This window comes from Mycobacterium sp. (assembly GCF_052145595.1).
Lineage (GTDB): Bacteria > Actinomycetota > Actinomycetes > Mycobacteriales > Mycobacteriaceae > Mycobacterium.
The window spans coordinates 22,702-40,225 of sequence record NZ_JBKQOI010000346.1 but is presented as its reverse complement, the minus strand read 5'-3'; the positions used below and the strand labels follow the sequence as shown (position 1 = coordinate 40,225).

Sequence of the window (17,524 nt, the reverse complement as noted above, 5' to 3'; positions counted from 1 at the left end):
TCAACGGGACAGTGGGTGATCATCGCGGCGCTGCGCCAGGACCGCACCTACAAGCCGCCCGCCGACCAGTGCCCGCTGTGTCCGGGTCCGACCGGCCTGACCAGCGAGGTGCCCGCCCCCGGCTACGACGTCGTCGTCTTCGAGAACCGGTTCCCGAGCCTGTCCGGCGCCTTAGATCCGATGCCGGCGTTTGTGCCTGCCGGTGACGGCTTTGTGTCCGCCCCGGGGCACGGCCGCTGCGAGGTGATCTGTTTTTCCAGCGAGCACACCGGGTCGTTCGCGGAGTTGGAACCGGCGCATGCCCGGCTGGTCGTGCAGGCCTGGCGGCACCGCACCGCCGACCTGATGGCCACACCGGGCATCGAGCAGGTGTTCTGTTTCGAAAACCGCGGCGAGGAAATCGGGGTGACGCTGACCCATCCGCACGGCCAGATCTACGGCTATCCCTATCTGACGCCGCGGACCGCCGCCATGCTGGCACAGGCGCGCGAACATCGGACGCGTCACGGCGGCAACCTCTTTGTCGATCTGTTGGCGCGAGAGGTCGCCGACGGCAGTCGCGTTGTGGCGCGCACCGAGCTGTTCACGGCATTCGTGCCGTTCGCGGCGCGCTGGCCGGTCGAGGTGCACATCTACCCGAACAGGTTCGTGCACAGCCTTGTTGAGCTCGACGAGGACGAACTGGACGGGTTCGCGCGGGTTTACCTCGACGTGCTGGGGCGGTTCGACCGGATGTATTCGGCTCCGCTGCCGTATATTTCGGCGCTGCACCAATTCTCCGCCGCCGACGCCCAGGCTGACGGCTACTTCCACGTCGAGTTGATGTCGATCCGGCGCAGCGCCACCAAGCTCAAGTACTTGGCGGCCTCCGAGTCGGCGATGGACGCGTTCATCAGCGACGTCACGCCCGAAAGTGTGGCCCGTCGGCTGCGGGAGGTCGGATGACGGTCCGGTACGCCGCCCCCGGGAGGATCAACCTGATCGGGGAGCACACCGACTACAACCTGGGGTTCGCGTTGCCGATCGCGTTACCGCAGCGCACCATCGTGACGTTTACGCCCGACAGAAGCGATGCGATCACCGTGTACAGCGAGCGCGCGCACAGCTCGGTGCAGTTTCCGCTCGGCACCGTCCCCGGCCAGGTGACCGGCTGGCCCGCCTACGTGGCCGGGGTGGTGTGGGCGCTGCGCGGCGCCGGCCACCCGGTGCCCGGCGGCACCATGTCGATCAGCAGCGACGTCCCGATGGGGTCGGGCCTGTCTTCCTCGGCCGCGCTTGAATGCGCGGCACTGGGCGCGATCGCGTCGGCCGCCGACATCCGCATCGACCCCATCGAGCATGCGCGGCTGGCCCAGCGTGCCGAGAACGACTATGTCTGCGCCCCAACGGGTTTGCTTGATCAGCTGGCCTCGCTGTTCGGGCAGCCGTCGACGGCACTGCTGATCGACTTTCGCGACCTCACCGTCGCGCCGGTGGCCTTCGACCCGGACGCGCGTGGAATCGCGCTGCTGCTGATCGACTCCCGGACCCGGCACAGTCACGCCGGCGGCGAATACGCAGCCCTCCGCAAATCGTGTGAGCGCGCGGCCGCCGAATTGCGGGCGTCATCGTTGCGTGAGGTCTGGGATCGCGGGCGCGCCGCGTTGGACGCGGTCAACAACCCGATCGATGCCCGCCGCGCACGCCACGTTCTCACCGAGAACGGCAGGGTACTGGATTTTGCTGTGGCATTGGGTGATTCGGACTTCGTTGAAGCCGGCCGCATCTTGACCGCTTCACACGTCTCCATGCGTGACGACTTCAAAATCACCACCGAACATATCGATCTGATCGCCGATACCGCGGTGCGTGCGGGTGCTCTGGGCGCCCGGATGACCGGCGGTGGCTTCGGCGGCTGCGTGATCGCGTTGGTGCCGGACAGCCGCGCGGACGCGGTCGGCGACGCGCTGCGACGGACGGTGCCCGATGCGGGTAACCCGCGGCCGATCATCACCCGGACCCGCGCGGGCGCGGGCGCGGGGCTATGTGGGTGAGCGAGCCGGTCGGCTACGTTGACGTTCGGGCATACGCCGAGCTCAACGACTTCTTGGCAGCCGAGTCGCGGGGTGTGACAGTGCGCCGTCCGTTCCGGAGCCATCAGACGGTCAAGGACGTGCTGGAGGCGATGGGCATTCCGCACACCGAGGTCGACCTCATCCTGGTGAACGGGTCCCCGCAGAGATTCAGCTACCGACCTAGTGCCGGCGACCGGATCGCCGCCTACCCGATGTTCGAGGCACTGGACGTCGGGTCGACGGCCAGGCTGCGCCCGGTGCCGTTACGCGATCCGCGGTTCGTCGTGGATGTGAACCTCGGACGTCTCGCGCGACTGCTTCGAGTGCTCGGCTTCGACGTGTGGTGGTCGAGTGACGCCGACGATGCAACCCTGGCTGATGTCAGTCTGGGCCAGCAGCGGATCCTGCTGACCCGCGACCGCGGCCTGCTGAAACGCCGCGCGATCACCCATGGTCTGTTCGTGCATTCCCAGCAGCCCGAGGAACAGGTGGTCGAGGTGATAAGACGACTGGACCTGGGGCAACGGGTGGCGCCGTTCACCCGGTGCCTGCGGTGCAACGGCACCTTGGCGGTGGTCTCCAAAGACGAGGTGATCGATCAGCTCGAACCGTTGACCCGGCAGTACTACAAGGAATTCAGCCGGTGCTCGGAATGCGGGCGGATCTACTGGGCCGGGTCGCATCACGCGAGGCTGGTCGGACTCGTCGAAAGACTTCGCCAGCGGCTGTGAGCCGGTGATGCTGGGGAGCGCTACTTGGCCGGAGTCAACCTGACAGCCGCCAGGTGTAGCCGGTCGACCGCCTCGGCGAACTCGTCGCGCGTCGGTATTCGGGGGTCGCGGAATTTCAGTCCCGTCATGCGCTGTGCGCGCTGCACGCCATAGGACTCGGTGCAGCGGTGAAACAGGTCGGCGACGACGGTGCGGTCGCGGATAAGCTCGCCGCGCATGTCGGATGTCTTGCCGTCGTAGACGACTCGGGCGGGCGCGCCGCCGCGGAAGTTCTGCTTCCACGGGGCGCCGGTCAGCGCGTAGAGGTCATGGTCGATCAGGTGGGCACTCACCGGAATCGAGTACGGCCGCCCGGTCTTTCGTCCGGTGAAGCTCAACACCATGAGCTGCTTGCGTGCGGGCCCGGCCAGCGGAGTGCGCAGCAGGAAGCTCAGGATCGGGTTGACGAGACGGAGCACCGCCGACGGCGGGTGCCCGGCGTCGATTGCATACGACTGTTCTGCCATGCCAACCACCGTACGGCCAACCGACCGTCGCGGCGTAGCGAAGAAACGGGAGGCGGGGCGCCGCGGAGCGGTGCATCTCCGCGGCGCCATCCGCCTCGTGACTCAGAGGGCGATCGTGGTTTGGTCGTCGATGACGTTGGTGGCGTCCATCAGCGGGCCTTGATCGCTTTGCAGGGAGTCGGCGTTGAGCTGAAGCACGAACACCGCACCCTGGCTGGGAATCACCACCGTCTTCTGCGCGACGCTTCGCGTCTTGCCGTCCTTGACGTATGTGCCACTGATCTGCCACGCCTGGAAGTTGCTGAGTGTGGACGCCATTCCGTCGCCGGAGCCCTGGTACCCCGGCAGATTCTGCAACTCGCCCGGGGCGTACTGGATGATCTTCGCCGGGTCGACGTCACCGGTGAGCTTGGAGACGAGCGCCGCGATCGTCGGTGGATCGGAGGGATTCGCCGGCTGGCTCAAGACGATGGCACCGTATGACGCCGAGCTGTCGTTGGCTACCTGCCAACCCGGGGGCATCGGCAGATTGATGGTCGGGGAGCCGGCGTCGCCCCGGTGAATGGGGGTCTCCGTGATGTGGTTCTCGGTGACGTAGTCGGCGATGGTTTTGTGGGCCTGCGCACCCGGTGTCGCGCTGGTCGTCGACGTTGTCGTCGAGGTTGAGGTCGAAGTGGAGGTCGATGTCGATGTCGATGTCTTGTTGGAGCCGCAACCCACCAGCGCCAGACTCAGCGCCACAGCAACGGTTGCCGCGGTGAAGTATTTCATCTAGTGCATCTCCCGAAAATTGGGCTGGTACCAGCGCCAGCCACGCGGAATGAGACTAGCCGAAGTCGGTGCCGACGGTTGCTAGTCGAACCCGCCAACTTTTGCCTCCGTCATATGGGGGGTCATCCGTGGGTCATCCCTGGGCTCGCGGATCGCTGCCAAGAATCCCTGTCGAAATACCACGCGAAGAGATGGTTATGCAGTAAGAGACAGCTATGCGGTCACGACGGGCCCTCATCGCGCTTCTCGCGGCCGCGGCTATCTTCATGACGTTCATTGCGGCGGCCCCGCCCATTGCTTACGACGGCGAGCCCGCGTTAGTCGCGAATCCAGCCGACCACGTCGACACGCTCATCGGCACCGGGACCGGCGGTCACTGGGTGGGGGAGATCAACAACTTCCCCGGCGCCTCGGTGCCGTTCGGCATGGTGCAGTACTCGCCGGACACCGTCGGCAACTACGCCGGCTACAGCTACGAGAACCCGCGTTCCACCGGGTTCAGCATGACCCACGCATCGGTGGGCTGTCCCGCGTTCGGCGACATCTCAATGCTGCCGACCACTACCGCGATCGGTTCGCAGCCGTGGAACGCCTGGGAAAGGATCGCCCACGACGACACCGAGAAGGGCGCGCCGGGCTACTACACGGTGCGGTTCCCAAGCACCGGGGTGACCGCGGAACTCAGCGCCACCACCCGCACCGGCATCGGCCGGTTCCGCTATCCACATAACGGTCGGGCCGCCCTGTTCCATGTGCGCTCCGGCGCGTCACTGGCGGGCAATTCCCGCGCGGCCATCCAGATCGGCGAGGACAACACCACCATCACCGGATGGGCGACCAGCGGCGGATTCTGCGGCAAGAAAAACACCTACACCGTGTATTTCGCCATGAAGTTCAGCCAGCCGTTCACCTCCTACGGCGCCTGGGATGGCTATTCCGTCGACGCCGGTGCCCGCAGCGCGGCTTCCCCTTACAGCGGGGGCTACGTGGAGTTCCCGGCCGGCTCGACGCTCGAGGTGCGGACCGCGATCTCCTACGTCAGCGTCGACGGGGCGCGGGCGAACCTGGCGGCCGAGGGCGGAGCCGGCTTCGACGCCACCCGCGCCGCAGCGCTGTCCCAATGGAACGCGGCGCTGTCCCGTATCGCGGTGGCCGGCAGGAACGTTGGCAATCTGGATACCTTCTATACCTCCCTGTACCGGTCACTGTTACACCCCAACACCTTCAACGACGCGGACGGACGCTACATCGGATTCGATGGCTCCATCCACACCGTGGCCAACGGGCGCACCCAGTACACCAACTTTTCCGACTGGGACACTTACCGGAGCCTGGCGGCCCTGCAGGCACTGCTCTTCCCCAAGCAGGCCAGCGACATGGCCCAGTCGCTCGTCAACGACGCCGAGCAGAGTGGATCGTTTCCGCGTTGGGCGCTAGCGAATTCGGCGACCGCCGAGATGAGCGGGGACAGCGTGGTACCGCTCATCGCGAACTTTTACGCCTACGGAGCCGAGGACTTCGACCTACATACGGCGCTGCACTACATGGTCAACGCGGCGACCAAAGGCGGTGACGGGCTGGACGGCTACGTGGAGCGGCCGGGCATCGCCACCTATCAGGAGCTGGGATACGCACCGCACACGTTGGAGTTTGGCAACGGCGGCTGGATCGCCGACGCCTCGATCACGCTCGAATGGTCGGTCGACGACTTCGCCATCTCCCGATTCGCCCAATCGCTCGGCGACACAGCGACCGCCGCCGAATTTCAGAATCGGGCGCAGTACTGGCAGAACCTGTTCAACCCCAGTACCCGGTACATCTCGCCCCGCGGCACGATGGGGTTCTTCCGCCCCGGCCCGGGTTTCGTGCACAATCCCACGGGCTTCGGCCAGGACGGATACGACGAGGGCAACGCCGAGCAATACGTCTGGTGGGTGCCGCATAACGTCGCCGGCCTGGTGACCGCGCTCGGCGGCCGCGCGTCGGTGGCCGGCCGGCTCGACCGCTTCACGAAAGAGCTGAACGTGGGCCCCGATGAGCCGTATCTCTGGGCCGGTAACGAGCCGACCTTCGAGGTGCCGTGGCTATACAACTACATCGGTCAACCATGGAAGACCCAGCACACGGTCGACCGGGTGCGCGGGCTGTTCGGTCCGGAGCCCGACGGCGAGCCGGGCAACGACGACCTCGGCGCGATGGCGAGCTGGTACGTTTGGGCCGCCCTCGGCCTGTACCCGATCACCCCGGGAACGCCGATCCTCACCGTGAGCGCGCCGCTGTTCGATCGCGCCGTAATCGCACTTCCGGGAGGCAAATCCATTCGGATCTCCGCCCCGGGCGCATCGGGGCCGCGCCACTTGAAGTACATCAGCGGCCTGAGCATCGACGGCCATCCCACCAATCACACGTGGATTCCGGAGTCGCTCATCCACACCGGCGGCGACCTCACGTTCTCGCTCTCCGCCCACCCGGACAAGGTCTGGGGCACCGCGGAGTCCTCCGCGCCACCGTCATTCGGTGCGGGCAGTTCGGCGGTGACCGTCAACGTCTCCCAGCCCATGGTCACGATCGCTCCGGGAAGCACGGGCGTCGTGAAAGTCGACGCGCAACGGATGATCGATGGCGCGGGCGGTTACACCATCACCGGCACGTCGTCTGACACCGGGATCAGGGTGGCGCCCGCGTCCGGACAGTTCGACTCGGACGGATCGGCCGCGGTTGACGTCGAGATCACGGTGGCGCGGTCGGTGCCCGAGGAGTATTACCTGGTCTTTCTCACCACGACGGTTGGCGAGAGCGTCCGGAGATCAACCGTCCTGGTCGTCGCCCAGGCCGAGTCCGACGAATCCTGACCGGCCCCTCAGACCATCTCGTTCTCGGTCAGCCACCGCATCACCGGCCAGCCGACGAAGACGGGTAGCCAGCAGGTGAGCACCCGATACAGCAGAACCGACGGCACCCCAGTGGCCGCGGGTACGCCGAAGGCGGCCAGACCACCGATCAGCGCGGCTTCCACGGCCCCGACGCCACCGGGCGTCGGGGCGGCTGAGGCCAGCGTTCCGCCGACCATTGTCACCACGGTGCAGGTGACGAACGTCGCGCCGCCGCCGAAGGCTTCGACGCTGCACCACAGCGCCAATGCGGCGCCGAGAGTCGTTCCGGCGCAACCGAGCACGATCAGCCCCAGTCGTTTCGGTTCCCGGGCAACCTCGACGAGGTCGTTGCCTAAGTCCTTCAGTCTCGGACGCAGGTCCGTCGCCAGCCAACGCCGCAGCCTCGGTACCGACAGAAATGCGCCGACGATGCCCAGCGCCACACCCGCGATCAGGTACAGCACCGTGGCGTTCGGTACGAAATGCGAGAGGTCCATCGACGCGCCCGCAACGGTGCTGAACAGGATCAGCAACAAAACGTGCATGATCACCTGCACCGCTTGCTGCAGCGCCACCGCAGTCGTGGCTCGCACCGCCGACAGCCCTCCCCCCTTCTGCAAGTACCGCGCGCTGAGTGCGAGGCCACCGACCCCGGCCGGCGTAGTGGTTGCGGCAAAAGTGTTGGCCACCTGGGCTATTGATAGCTTCCAGAAGGTCACCGATTCGTCGGCGCTCGCCCACAAAGCGGCTGCCGCGCCCACGTACGTCGACGCCGATATCACTAAGCCCAGGAGTGCCCACCACCAGTTCGCCCTACTTAGTTGGGAAAAGAACGTCGGCACGGTGCTGATGAACGGATACGCGACATAGACCAGCGCGACGAGCAGCACCAGCTGAATGACTTGCCTGCGGGTGAACCGGGTGATGGTTTCGGTTTTGATCTGATCCGCACCGGTTTGACGCTTCACCTCCGCGCGTGCAGCGGAGATGACGGCACCAGCGTCTGCCATGGATTGCCGAATTCGTTTTGGCACAGCGGATTTGGTGAGCCGGCGCGATGCGTCCAGGACGGTGTCTTTGCCGAACGCCTCGATCGCGGCGCCCACCGCGGCCTCGGGGTCATACAGCGCCGACGTGGTTACCAGGAGCGCAGCGATGTCGGATTGGAGTTGGGTGTCGGTGGCGCCGTATTCGGCGCTGCCGAACCCACCGAATAGCACGGTGCCGTCGTCGACTGTGATCTCGTTGCTGCGCAGGTCTCCGTGGGAGATTTGGCGGTCGTTGAGGGCCTGCAGTGAATCCCAGACGTGGGAAACCGGCGTCGTCTTCGCGCATTGGTCGAGCGGAATCCCCCGGACCGGCTTATGCGCGTACAGCATCCATCCTCGGTCAAGTGTCGCGACAGCGATCGTGGACGTGTTGGCGACGCCCACGTCGCCGATGGCAATGGTCATCAGCGCGCGATGCTCGACGGCGCGGCGCATCGAGGCCACCAGGGGCGCGGTCTCACTGCCCCGCAGTCGCAGCTTGCGCCAGAGCTGGAGCAGTGCGCCGCCGCTGCGCTGATGCGGGCCGTACAACTCGATCGCCGCCTCGGGCGGTGCCGGGGCATCGGGATCCCAGGCCGTGGCCGCGAGAACGATTGACCCGGGCCCGGCCGGCCGGACCACCCGAAGCCCCGACACGACGAATCCGCGTTTGGCCATTGCGCGAACCGCACCATCCAGCGGCACCTCGAGAGCGGGCGTGCCGACGACCAGGACGACCAACGCGCCGACGACCCACCCGACCGCCAGACCCAGCAAGGAGCGGGCCGGCACGATGGCGCTGACAATGAGGTGGATCGGCACGAATGCGAGCAGCAGCGTCCACCACCAGCGGCGCCAGCGCGCGGGCAACCAGGGACCCGACACCGTCAGCACCGCCGCGAGCATCGCGATCCAGCGGGGGTCGTCGAGGAACTGGGCCAGCACGGTCTGCAGACGTTCTGAGAGGTCGAAGTGCCATCGGGGTGCCGCAAAGCCGTTGCCACCTAGCGATAGCGGGAGAGCCGCAAGGAACGCGGCGGCCGCATACGCGCCGAGCAGTTTCCATTGCCGGGCGACGATCAGCCCGAGCAGGATCATGAAAGGTAAGGCCAGAATCACGATGCCGTATCCGAGGTAGACCAGGTCGGATTGTCTGGGGGACAGGACCCCGACGATCTGCGAGATGGATTTCTCCAACTCGTCCCACCGCGGGCGGGTGATCAGTGAACTCGTGATCACCACAACCAGGAAGACGACGCTGGCGGCGAGCCGGATGATGTCGTTGGTCCGCCGGGTCAGCGGTTGCAGCAAGCTGCCCGAAACGCTGATTTCGCGCCCGTCAACTCGCATGTCGAGATCCTTCGGATCGGGGCCGCGCCGATAGCGGCCCTTCGACAACTTAGCCGGATACCTGCGTCGCAGGGCTGCTGTGTGCATTCGATGAGGCAACAAATCGGACCCAAAAGGGACTGAGCGGACCTTTTTGGTGAGTCAGCGCGGGGGCTCAGCGGCCCGACAGATGGTCTGGTGGCTAGCGGTCTGACCACTTGACGTCTAACCAATTACCAGCCACACTGGGGGCATGGCGCTGCAGCCGGTGCATCGTCGATCGGTGCCCGAAGAGGTTTTTGAGCAGATCGCTGCCGATGTGCTCAGCGGGGAGATGCAGCCCGGTGAGGCGTTGCCCAGCGAGCGCCGGTTGGCGGAGGTCCTCGGGGTATCCCGGCCCGCTGTCCGTGAGGGGCTTAAGCGGCTTTCGGCGGCCGGTCTGGTCGAGGTGCGCCAAGGCGGCGTCACCACCGTGCGTGACTTCCGACAGCACGCCGGCCTGGACCTGCTGCCCCGGTTGCTGTTTCGCAATGGTGAGCTCGACATCTCTGTTGTCCGCAGCATCCTCGAGGCCCGGCTGCGCAACGGTCCGAAGGTCGCGGAGCTGGCGGCCGAACGGCACGGACCTGAGTTGGCTGAATTGCTTGAGGATTCGCTGCGCACGCTGGAGACCGAGCAAGATCCGATCGAGTGGCAACGCCACGCGCTCGCGTTCTGGGATCATGTGGTCGACAGCGCCGGCTCGATCGTATTCCGGTTGATGTACAACGCATTTCGCGCTGTTTATGAGCCGGCGCTTGCTGGCCTGCCCACCGCCATGACCGCTGAGGTCAAGCGTCCAGATGCCTACCGGGAATTGGCCGATGCGATCTGCGATGGTGATGGCGCCGCAGCGAAGAAAGCTGCCCACGACTTACTTGCGCTCTCGAACGCAACATTGATGGACGTACTGGACAGCCCGGGGAATCGGCAATGAGCGTTTCGACGCCGCGCACCGGCGTTGACGCGCCGCAAAATAGGCGACATCAAGAACGGTTGCTTCATAGCTCGGGGGAATGGCGCCAAAATCGCCCTCGACGACCCAGAATTCGAAATCGAGCTCAGAAGTTCGCTTTTCGGGCTCTTGCCTTACTGCGAGCAGGGTTGCGAATCAACAAAGCGCCTGACCACATCTTGCGCGACATACCGGCCGGCATCGTCGGTGGTTACGCCGAGGGGTTGTGTCGATGAGCACCCACACCGCGATCACCACCTATCTCCGCGGCCAGATCCAGCCCGGGGTCGACGCGGTCGGCGGGTTCTACCGGACGTGTGTGCTGACGGGTAAGGCGCTGTTTCGACGGCCCTTCCAGTGGCGTGAGGCGATCGAGCAGGGCTGGTTCATTACGAGTGTCTCGTTACTGCCAACCCTCGCGGTCTCGATTCCGCTGACCGTGCTCATCATCTTCACGCTCAACATCCTGTTGGCCGAGTTCGGCGCCGCCGACATCTCAGGCGCGGGCGCTGCGCTGGGTGCGGTCACGCAGCTGGGGCCGCTGACCACCGTGCTGGTGATAGCCGGCGCCGGATCGACGGCCATCTGCGCCGACCTGGGCGCCCGCACCATCCGTGAGGAGATCGATGCGATGGAGGTCCTCGGCATCGACCCCATCCACCGACTGGTGGTGCCCCGCGTCGTCGCCGCGACGATCGTCGCCACGCTGCTCAACGGCGCGGTGATAACCATCGGCCTGGTCGGCGGTTTCGTGTTCGGTGTCTACATCCAACACGTTTCGGCCGGCGCGTACGTCAGCACGCTGACCCTGGTTACCGGCTTGCCCGAGGTGATCATCTCCGTGGTCAAGTCGGCCACGTTCGGTGCGATCGCCGGCCTGGTCGGCTGTTACCGCGGGCTGACCACGAAGGGCGGCCCCAAGGGCGTTGGCATCGCCGTCAACGAGACGCTGGTGTTGTGCGTGATCGCGCTGTTCGCGGTCAACGTGGTACTGACCACGATCGGCGTGCGGTTCGGGACGGGGCGCTAGATGTCGACTGCTGTCCTACTGCGCGCCCGCTACCCGCGGACGGTCGCCAACCTCAACCGATATGGCGGCGGCGCGGCCCGAAGACTTGAGCAGATCGGGATTTTCGCGAGGTTCACGCGACTCAGCGTCGGGCAGGTCGGCTGGGCGCTGCGCCGCTACCGCAGGGAGACGCTGCGGCTAGTCGCCGAGATCGGCATGGGCACCGGCGCGATGGCCGTCGTCGGCGGCACGGTCGCGATCATCGGTTTTGTGACATTGTCCGGCGGTTCGCTGATCGCCATCCAGGGGTTCGCGTCGCTGGGCAACATCGGTGTCGAGGCGTTCACCGGATTCTTTGCCGCACTGGCCAACACGCGCGTCGCTGCGCCCATCGTCGCCGGTGTCACGCTAGCCGCCACGGTCGGCGCCGGCGCCACCGCCCAGTTGGGTGCCATGCGGATAAGTGAGGAGATCGACGCGCTGGAAGTCATGGGCATCAAGTCGATCTCGTTCTTGGTCTCCACCCGGATTCTGGGTGGGCTGGCGGTGATCGTGCCGCTGTACGCTCTGGCTCTCGATATGGCTTTCACGTCGGGCCAGGTCGTCACAACGGTGTTCTATGGACAGTCGAACGGCACTTACGAGCACTACTTCCGCACCTTCCTGCGCCCAGAGGATGTGGCTTGGTCGGTGCTGGAGGTCGTGATCATCGCGGTGGTGGTGATGATCACCCATTGCTACTACGGATACACCGCAAGCGGTGGCCCGGTCGGCGTCGGCCAGGCCGTCGGTCGATCGATGCGTTTCTCGCTGGTCTCGGTGGTGGTTGTTGTCCTGCTGGCCCAGTTGGCGCTCTATGGCGTCGACCCGAACTTCAATCTCACGGTGTAACCGCCATGACGACGCCGATGACGCGGAAGAACCGCCGCGCGTGGGTGTACCTGGAGGGCGTGGTCATGTTGTTAGCCGGTGCGTTGGTTCTTGTATTGGTGTACTTGCAGTTTCGGGGCGATTTCACGCCAAAGACCGAGCTGACAATGGTGGCTTCGCGGGCGGGGCTGGTGATGGAACCGGGATCGAAAGTCACCTACAACGGGGTGGAGATCGGCCGGGTGGCCGGCATCTCGGAGATCGAGCGTGACGGCAAGCCGGCGGCCAAGCTGGTGTTGAACGTGAATCCGAAGTTCATCATGCTGATTCCGGCCAATGTGGTGGCCAATATCGAGGCGGCCACGCTGTTCGGCAACAAATACGTGTCGCTCACTTCACCGGAAAATCCAGAGCCGCGGCGGATCTCGTCGCATGATGTTATTGACGTGCGGTCGGTGACCACCGAGTTCAACACTTTGTTCGAGACGGTCACCTCGATCGCCGAGAAGGTGGATCCGGTCGAGCTGAACGCGACGTTGTCCGCGCTGGCGCAGGCGCTGAATGGGCTGGGCAGCAAGTTCGGAGAGTCGATCGTCAACGGTAATCACATTCTGGCGCAGTTGAATCCGCGGATGCCACAGCTTCGGTACGACGCGCAGCGGCTGGCGGATCTCGGCGAGATCTATTCCCGTGCATCGCCGGATTTGTGGAACTTTCTGCAGAACGCGGTGACCACCGCGCGCACACTGACCGGGCAACAGCGCGATCTGGATGCCGCGCTGTTGGCGGCGGTGGGCGCGGGCAACACCGGCGAAGACATCTTCGCTCGCGGCGGGCCGTATCTGGCGCGCGGTGCCGCCGATCTGGTACCCACCGCTGCGCTGCTCGACACCTACAGCCCCGAACTGTTCTGCATGGTCCGCAACTTCCACGACGCCGCGCCCAAAGTCGCGAACGCGGTTGGCGGCAACGGCTATTCGCTGACAGGCGCCGGGACGATCACGGGAGCGCCCAACCCATATGTCTATCCGGACAATCTGCCGCGGGTGAACGCCCACGGTGGACCGGGTGGACAGCCGGGCTGCTGGCAGACCATCACCCGGGAATTGTGGCCGGCGCCGTATCTGGTGATGGACACCGGCGCCAGCCTCGCGCCGTACAACCACTTCGACCTCGGTCAGCCGATGTTCACCGAGTACGTCTGGGGACGCCAATACGGGGAGAACACGATCAACCCATGAAAACAACTGGCACGGCAATCAAACTCGGCATCTTCTGGTCGGTCCTCTTGCTGTTCACCGTGATGATCATCGTTGTGTTTGGCCAGGTGCGGTTCAACCGCACCACCGGGTACTCGGCGTTGTTCACCAATGCCAGCGGGCTGCGGGCCGGGCAGTTCGTCCGGGCCGCGGGGGTGGAGGTCGGCAAGGTCTCCAAGGTGACGCTGATCGACGGGGACCGGCGGGTGTTGGTCGACTTCGCCGTGGACCGCTCGCTGCCGCTGGATCAGGCAACGACCGCGTCGATCCGCTACCTCAACCTGATCGGCGATCGCTACCTGGAGCTCAAACACGGCGACAGCGGTCATCGGCTAGCCCCGGGTGCCACGATCCCGCTCGAGCACACCCAGCCGGCATTGGATCTCGACGCGCTGATCGGCGGGTTCCGGCCGCTTTTCAAGGCTTTGGACCCGGACAAGGTCAACAGCATCGCCCAGTCGATCATCACCGTGTTCCAAGGGCAGGGCGCCACCATCAACGACATCCTCGACCAGACCGCTTCATTGACCGCGACGCTGGCCGGCCGGGACCGGGCGATCGGCGAGGTCATCAACAACTTGAACACCGTGCTGGCCACCGCCGTCAAGCATCAGAACGAGTTCGACCGAACGGTCGACAAGTTAGAGGTGCTGATCACCGGACTGAAGAACAGGGCCGATCCGCTGGCCGCGGCGGTGGCAGATATCAGCGACGCCGCAGGAACCCTGGCCGACCTGCTGGGTGAGGACCGGCCCCTGCTGCACAGCACCGTCGGATACCTCGGGGGCATCCAGCAGCCGATCATAAACGAACTGCCGGCTCTGGACGGTGTGCTGGCCAAGCTGCCGGACGCCTACCGCATCATCGGCCGTGCCGGCGGCACCTACGGCGACTTCTTCAACTTCTACCTGTGCGATATCTCGCTGAAAATCAACGGATTACAGCCCGGCGGTCCGGTACGCATTGTCAAGCTCTTCGGACAGCCCACCGGGAGGTGCACGCCGCAATGAGGACCCTGACGGAATTCAACCGCGGCCGCGTCGGGCTGATGGGTGCGGTGGTCACGCTGCTCGTGGTTGGGGTGGCGCAAAGCTTCACCAGTGTGCCGATGCTGTTCGCCACACCCGCCTACTACGCGCAATTCGCCGACACTGGCGGCATCAGCGCGGGCGACAAAGTGGAAATCGCCGGGGTGAACGTCGGTCTGGTGCGCTCGCTGGAGATCCGCGGCGATAAGGTCCTGATCGGATTCTCGTTGGCCGGCAAAACGATCGGGACGCAGAGCCGTGCGGCGATCCGCACCGATACCTTTCTCGGCCGCAAGAACATGGAGATCGAACCGCGAGGTTCAGATCCGTTGCGGCCCAACGGCGTCCTTCCCTCGGGGCAGACCACGACGCCATACCAAATCTACAACGCGTTCGTCGATGTAACGAAGGCGGCGACGGACTGGAACATCGACGTCGTCAAACGTTCGCTGAGTATTTTGTCGGAGACCTTCGATCAGACTGCTCCGCATCTGAGTGCCGCCCTCGACGGTGTGGCCAAATTCTCCGACACCCTCGGCAAACGCGACGAGCAGATCAAGCAGCTGCTGGTGAACGCCGACAAGGTCGCGCGCGTGCTGGGCGACCGCAGCGAACAGGTCAACGGGTTGCTGGTCAATGCCAAGACTCTGCTGGCTGCCTTCAGGGAACGCAGCCAGGCGCTGAGTATTCTGCTGAGCAACGTGTCGGCGGTGTCGACCCAGGTTTCCGGCCTGATCCGGGAAAACCCCAACCTCAACCATGTGCTGCAGCAGTTGAGCACGGTCAGCGACGAGCTGGTCAAGCGCAAGAAGGAACTGGCCGATGTGCTGGTACTGCTCAGCAGATACACCGCGTCGCTGGCAGAGGCCGTCGGTTCCGGGCCGTACTTCATGGCGATCGTGGCGAATCTCCTGCCCCCTCAGATCCTTCAGCCGTGGGTTGACGCGGCGTTCAAGAAGCGGGGCATCGACCCGGAGAACTTCTGGCGCAGCGCCGGCCTGCCGGCGTTGCGCTGGCCGGACCCTAACGGCGCCCGGTTCCCCAACGGCGCGCCGCCGGCGGCGCCGCCGGTGCTGGAGGGCACGCCGGACCATCCGGGACCAGCCGTCCCGCCAGGGTCGCCGTGTTCGTACACGCCGCCTGCTGACAGCCCGCCGCGGCCCGCAAATCCGTTGCCCTGCGCGATGTCCGATCAAGGCCCGTTTGGCCCGGGCCCGGGCGGTTTTCCGGCGCCGGTCGACGTCCAGACGTCGCCGCCGAACCCCAACGGTCTGCCGCCCACACCCGGCATACCGATCGCGGGCCGGCCAGGTGATACGCCGCCCGACGTTCCCGGCACCCCGGTGCCGCTGCCGGCGCACGCGCCTCCGGGCGCACGTACGGAACTGCCGGGGCCGGCTGCCGGCCCCAACCCCTCGCAACCGGGTCCTCCACCGGGCCATGCACCTCCGGGACCTGGGCCACAGCTGCCGGCCCCGTTCATCACGCCCGGCGGAACGGGAGATAGCAACCAATGAGCACGATCTTCGACATCCACAACCTTCGACTGCCGAAAGTGTCCGGTAAGGCAGTGATCGTCGGAGCGCTGGTGGCGGTTCTGGCCGTCGTCGCGGCTGTCGTCGGCGCGCAGCTCTACAGGAAACTGACCACCACTACCGTGGTTGCGTATTTTTCCGAGACCCTCGCGCTGTACCCGGGCGACAAAGTTCAGATCATGGGTGTACGGGTCGGTTCGATCGACAAGATCGAGCCGGCCGGCGACCAGATGCGAGTCACCTTGCACTACGGCAACAAGTACAAGGTGCCCGCCAAGGCCACCGCGTCGATCCTCAACCCGAGTCTAGTGGCCTCGCGCACCATTCAATTGTCACCGCCCTACACTGGCGGGCCGGTGCTGAAGGATGGCGCGGTGATCCCGATCGACCGCACCCAGGTGCCCGTCGAGTGGGATCAGCTGCGTGACTCCATCAACGGCATCCTGCGGCAGCTCGGTCCCACTGCGCAGCAGCCGAAGGGGCCGTTCGGCGACCTCATCGAATCGGCCGCGGACAACCTGGCCGGCAAGGGCAAGCAGGTCAACGAAACCCTGAATAACTTGTCGCAAGCGTTGACCGCGTTGAACGAGGGCCGAGGGGACTTCGTCGCAATCACGCGAAGCCTGGCGCAGTTCGTCAGCGCGCTGTACCAGAACGATCAACAGTTCGTCGCACTCAACGACAACCTGGCCCAGTTCACCGACTGGTTCACCAACTCCGACCAGGACGTGGCCAACACGGTCAAGCGGATCGACGATGTGCTAGTCGCCGCACGAAAGTTCGTGAGCGACAACAGATCCGTGCTGGCTCATGATGTCAACAACCTCGCCGACGCCACCACCACGCTCCTGCAACCCGAGCCGCGGGACGGCTTGGAAACCGCGTTACATGTGCTGCCCACGTATGCGAGCAACTTCAACAACCTCTACCACCCGCTGCAGGGCTCGCTGGCGGGCTTGTTCGCGTTCCCGAACTTCGCGAATCCGATTCAGTTCATCTGCGGTGCCATCCAGGCCGGCAGCCGACTGGGCTATCAGGATTCGGCCGAGCTGTGCGCGCAGTATCTGGCGCCGGTTCTGGACGCCATCAAGTTCAATTACGTACCGGCCGGCGTGAACTTGTTCAGCTCGGCGGCCACCTTGCCCAAGGAGGTGGCGTACTCCGAGGAGCGGCTGCGCCCGCCGCCCGGGTACAAGGACACCACCGTCCCGGGGATCTTCTCGCGGGACACACCGTTTTCGCACGGCAACCATGAACCGGGCTGGGTCGTCGCGCCCGGGATGCAGGGCGCGCAGGTTCAGCCGTTCACGGCCAACATGCTGACGCCGGAATCGCTGGCCGAGCTCATGGGCGGACCCGATATCACACCCCCGCCGCCGGGAACCAACCTGCCCGGACCGCCCAATGCCTACGACGAGAGCGATCCGCTGCCGCCACCGTGGTACCCGCAACCCGCGCCGCCACCACGTCCAGCTGAAAGCACCGCCGCACAGCCAGGGCCGGGCCAGTGAGGCGCGGTGTGAGCGCGGTGAGCGCG

The 17,524-nt window shown here is 65.4% G+C and carries 14 protein-coding genes; 11 read left to right on the top strand and 3 right to left on the bottom strand.

All coding sequences use genetic code 11. The features are described 5' to 3' along the window. The 3 genes from galT to ACLP4W_RS28740 all read left to right on the top strand — a co-directional run. A partial coding sequence (gene galT / locus ACLP4W_RS28750; RefSeq protein ID WP_442390773.1) for a galactose-1-phosphate uridylyltransferase occupies positions 1-945 on the top strand: 945 nt, incomplete at its 5' end. Continuing rightward, complete coding sequence (locus ACLP4W_RS28745; RefSeq protein WP_442390771.1) at positions 942-2,033, top strand: galactokinase; 1,092 nt, start codon at positions 942-944, stop codon at positions 2,031-2,033. The genes galT and ACLP4W_RS28745, both read left to right, overlap by 4 nt. Beyond that, positions 2,024-2,785: a Mut7-C RNAse domain-containing protein gene (locus ACLP4W_RS28740; RefSeq protein WP_442390769.1), complete on the top strand. Its 762-nt coding sequence runs from the start codon at positions 2,024-2,026 to the stop codon at positions 2,783-2,785. Before ACLP4W_RS28745 ends, ACLP4W_RS28740 begins: the two co-directional genes overlap by 10 nt. Before the next feature lie 20 nt (positions 2,786-2,805). Here the strand turns inward: ACLP4W_RS28740 and ACLP4W_RS28735 are convergent, their stop codons facing one another. Further along, entirely contained in the window at positions 2,806-3,291 is a 486-nt protein-coding gene (locus tag ACLP4W_RS28735; protein WP_442390767.1) for a hypothetical protein, read from the bottom strand. 102 nt (positions 3,292-3,393) lie between these two features. After that, entirely contained in the window at positions 3,394-4,062 is a 669-nt protein-coding gene (locus ACLP4W_RS28730; RefSeq protein ID WP_442390765.1) for an LpqN/LpqT family lipoprotein, read from the bottom strand. Between the two features lie 215 nt (positions 4,063-4,277). Between ACLP4W_RS28730 and ACLP4W_RS28725 the strand changes: the two genes are divergently transcribed. Then, positions 4,278-6,914 carry a GH92 family glycosyl hydrolase gene (locus tag ACLP4W_RS28725; protein ID WP_442390763.1) on the top strand — a complete coding sequence of 879 codons (2,637 nt, stop codon included), beginning with the start codon at positions 4,278-4,280 and terminating at the stop codon, positions 6,912-6,914. Positions 6,915-6,922: 8 nt separating this feature from the next. Here ACLP4W_RS28725 and ACLP4W_RS28720 read toward each other — a convergent pair whose 3' ends face one another. After that, positions 6,923-9,313, bottom strand: a complete 2,391-nt coding sequence (locus tag ACLP4W_RS28720; RefSeq protein WP_442390761.1) for a lysylphosphatidylglycerol synthase transmembrane domain-containing protein — start codon at positions 9,311-9,313, stop codon at positions 6,923-6,925. Between the two features lie 232 nt (positions 9,314-9,545). On the opposite strand from ACLP4W_RS28720, the gene ACLP4W_RS28715 reads away from it, so the two are divergent. From ACLP4W_RS28715 to ACLP4W_RS28685, 7 genes are all read left to right on the top strand, one after another. Further along, complete coding sequence (locus ACLP4W_RS28715) at positions 9,546-10,268, top strand: FadR/GntR family transcriptional regulator (RefSeq protein ID WP_442390759.1); 723 nt, start codon at positions 9,546-9,548, stop codon at positions 10,266-10,268. 250 nt (positions 10,269-10,518) lie between these two features. Next, positions 10,519-11,316 carry an MlaE family ABC transporter permease gene (locus tag ACLP4W_RS28710; protein WP_442390757.1) on the top strand — a complete coding sequence of 266 codons (798 nt, stop codon included), beginning with the start codon at positions 10,519-10,521 and terminating at the stop codon, positions 11,314-11,316. Then, positions 11,317-12,186, top strand: coding sequence for an ABC transporter permease (locus tag ACLP4W_RS28705; protein ID WP_442390755.1), 870 nt, complete (start codon positions 11,317-11,319; stop codon positions 12,184-12,186). A 5-nt stretch (positions 12,187-12,191) separates the two neighbouring features. Then, entirely contained in the window at positions 12,192-13,406 is a 1,215-nt protein-coding gene (locus ACLP4W_RS28700; protein ID WP_442390753.1) for an MCE family protein, read from the top strand. Then, positions 13,403-14,434: a virulence factor Mce family protein gene (locus tag ACLP4W_RS28695; RefSeq protein ID WP_442390751.1), complete on the top strand. Its 1,032-nt coding sequence runs from the start codon at positions 13,403-13,405 to the stop codon at positions 14,432-14,434. The genes ACLP4W_RS28700 and ACLP4W_RS28695 overlap by 4 nt, the downstream gene beginning before the upstream one ends. Beyond that, positions 14,431-15,969, top strand: a complete 1,539-nt coding sequence (locus ACLP4W_RS28690; RefSeq protein ID WP_442390749.1) for an MCE family protein — start codon at positions 14,431-14,433, stop codon at positions 15,967-15,969. Before ACLP4W_RS28695 ends, ACLP4W_RS28690 begins: the two co-directional genes overlap by 4 nt. Then, a complete protein-coding gene (locus ACLP4W_RS28685; protein ID WP_442390747.1) occupies positions 15,966-17,498 on the top strand; it encodes a virulence factor Mce family protein in 1,533 nt (510 codons plus the stop codon). Before ACLP4W_RS28690 ends, ACLP4W_RS28685 begins: the two co-directional genes overlap by 4 nt. Positions 17,499-17,524 lie beyond the last annotated feature (26 nt).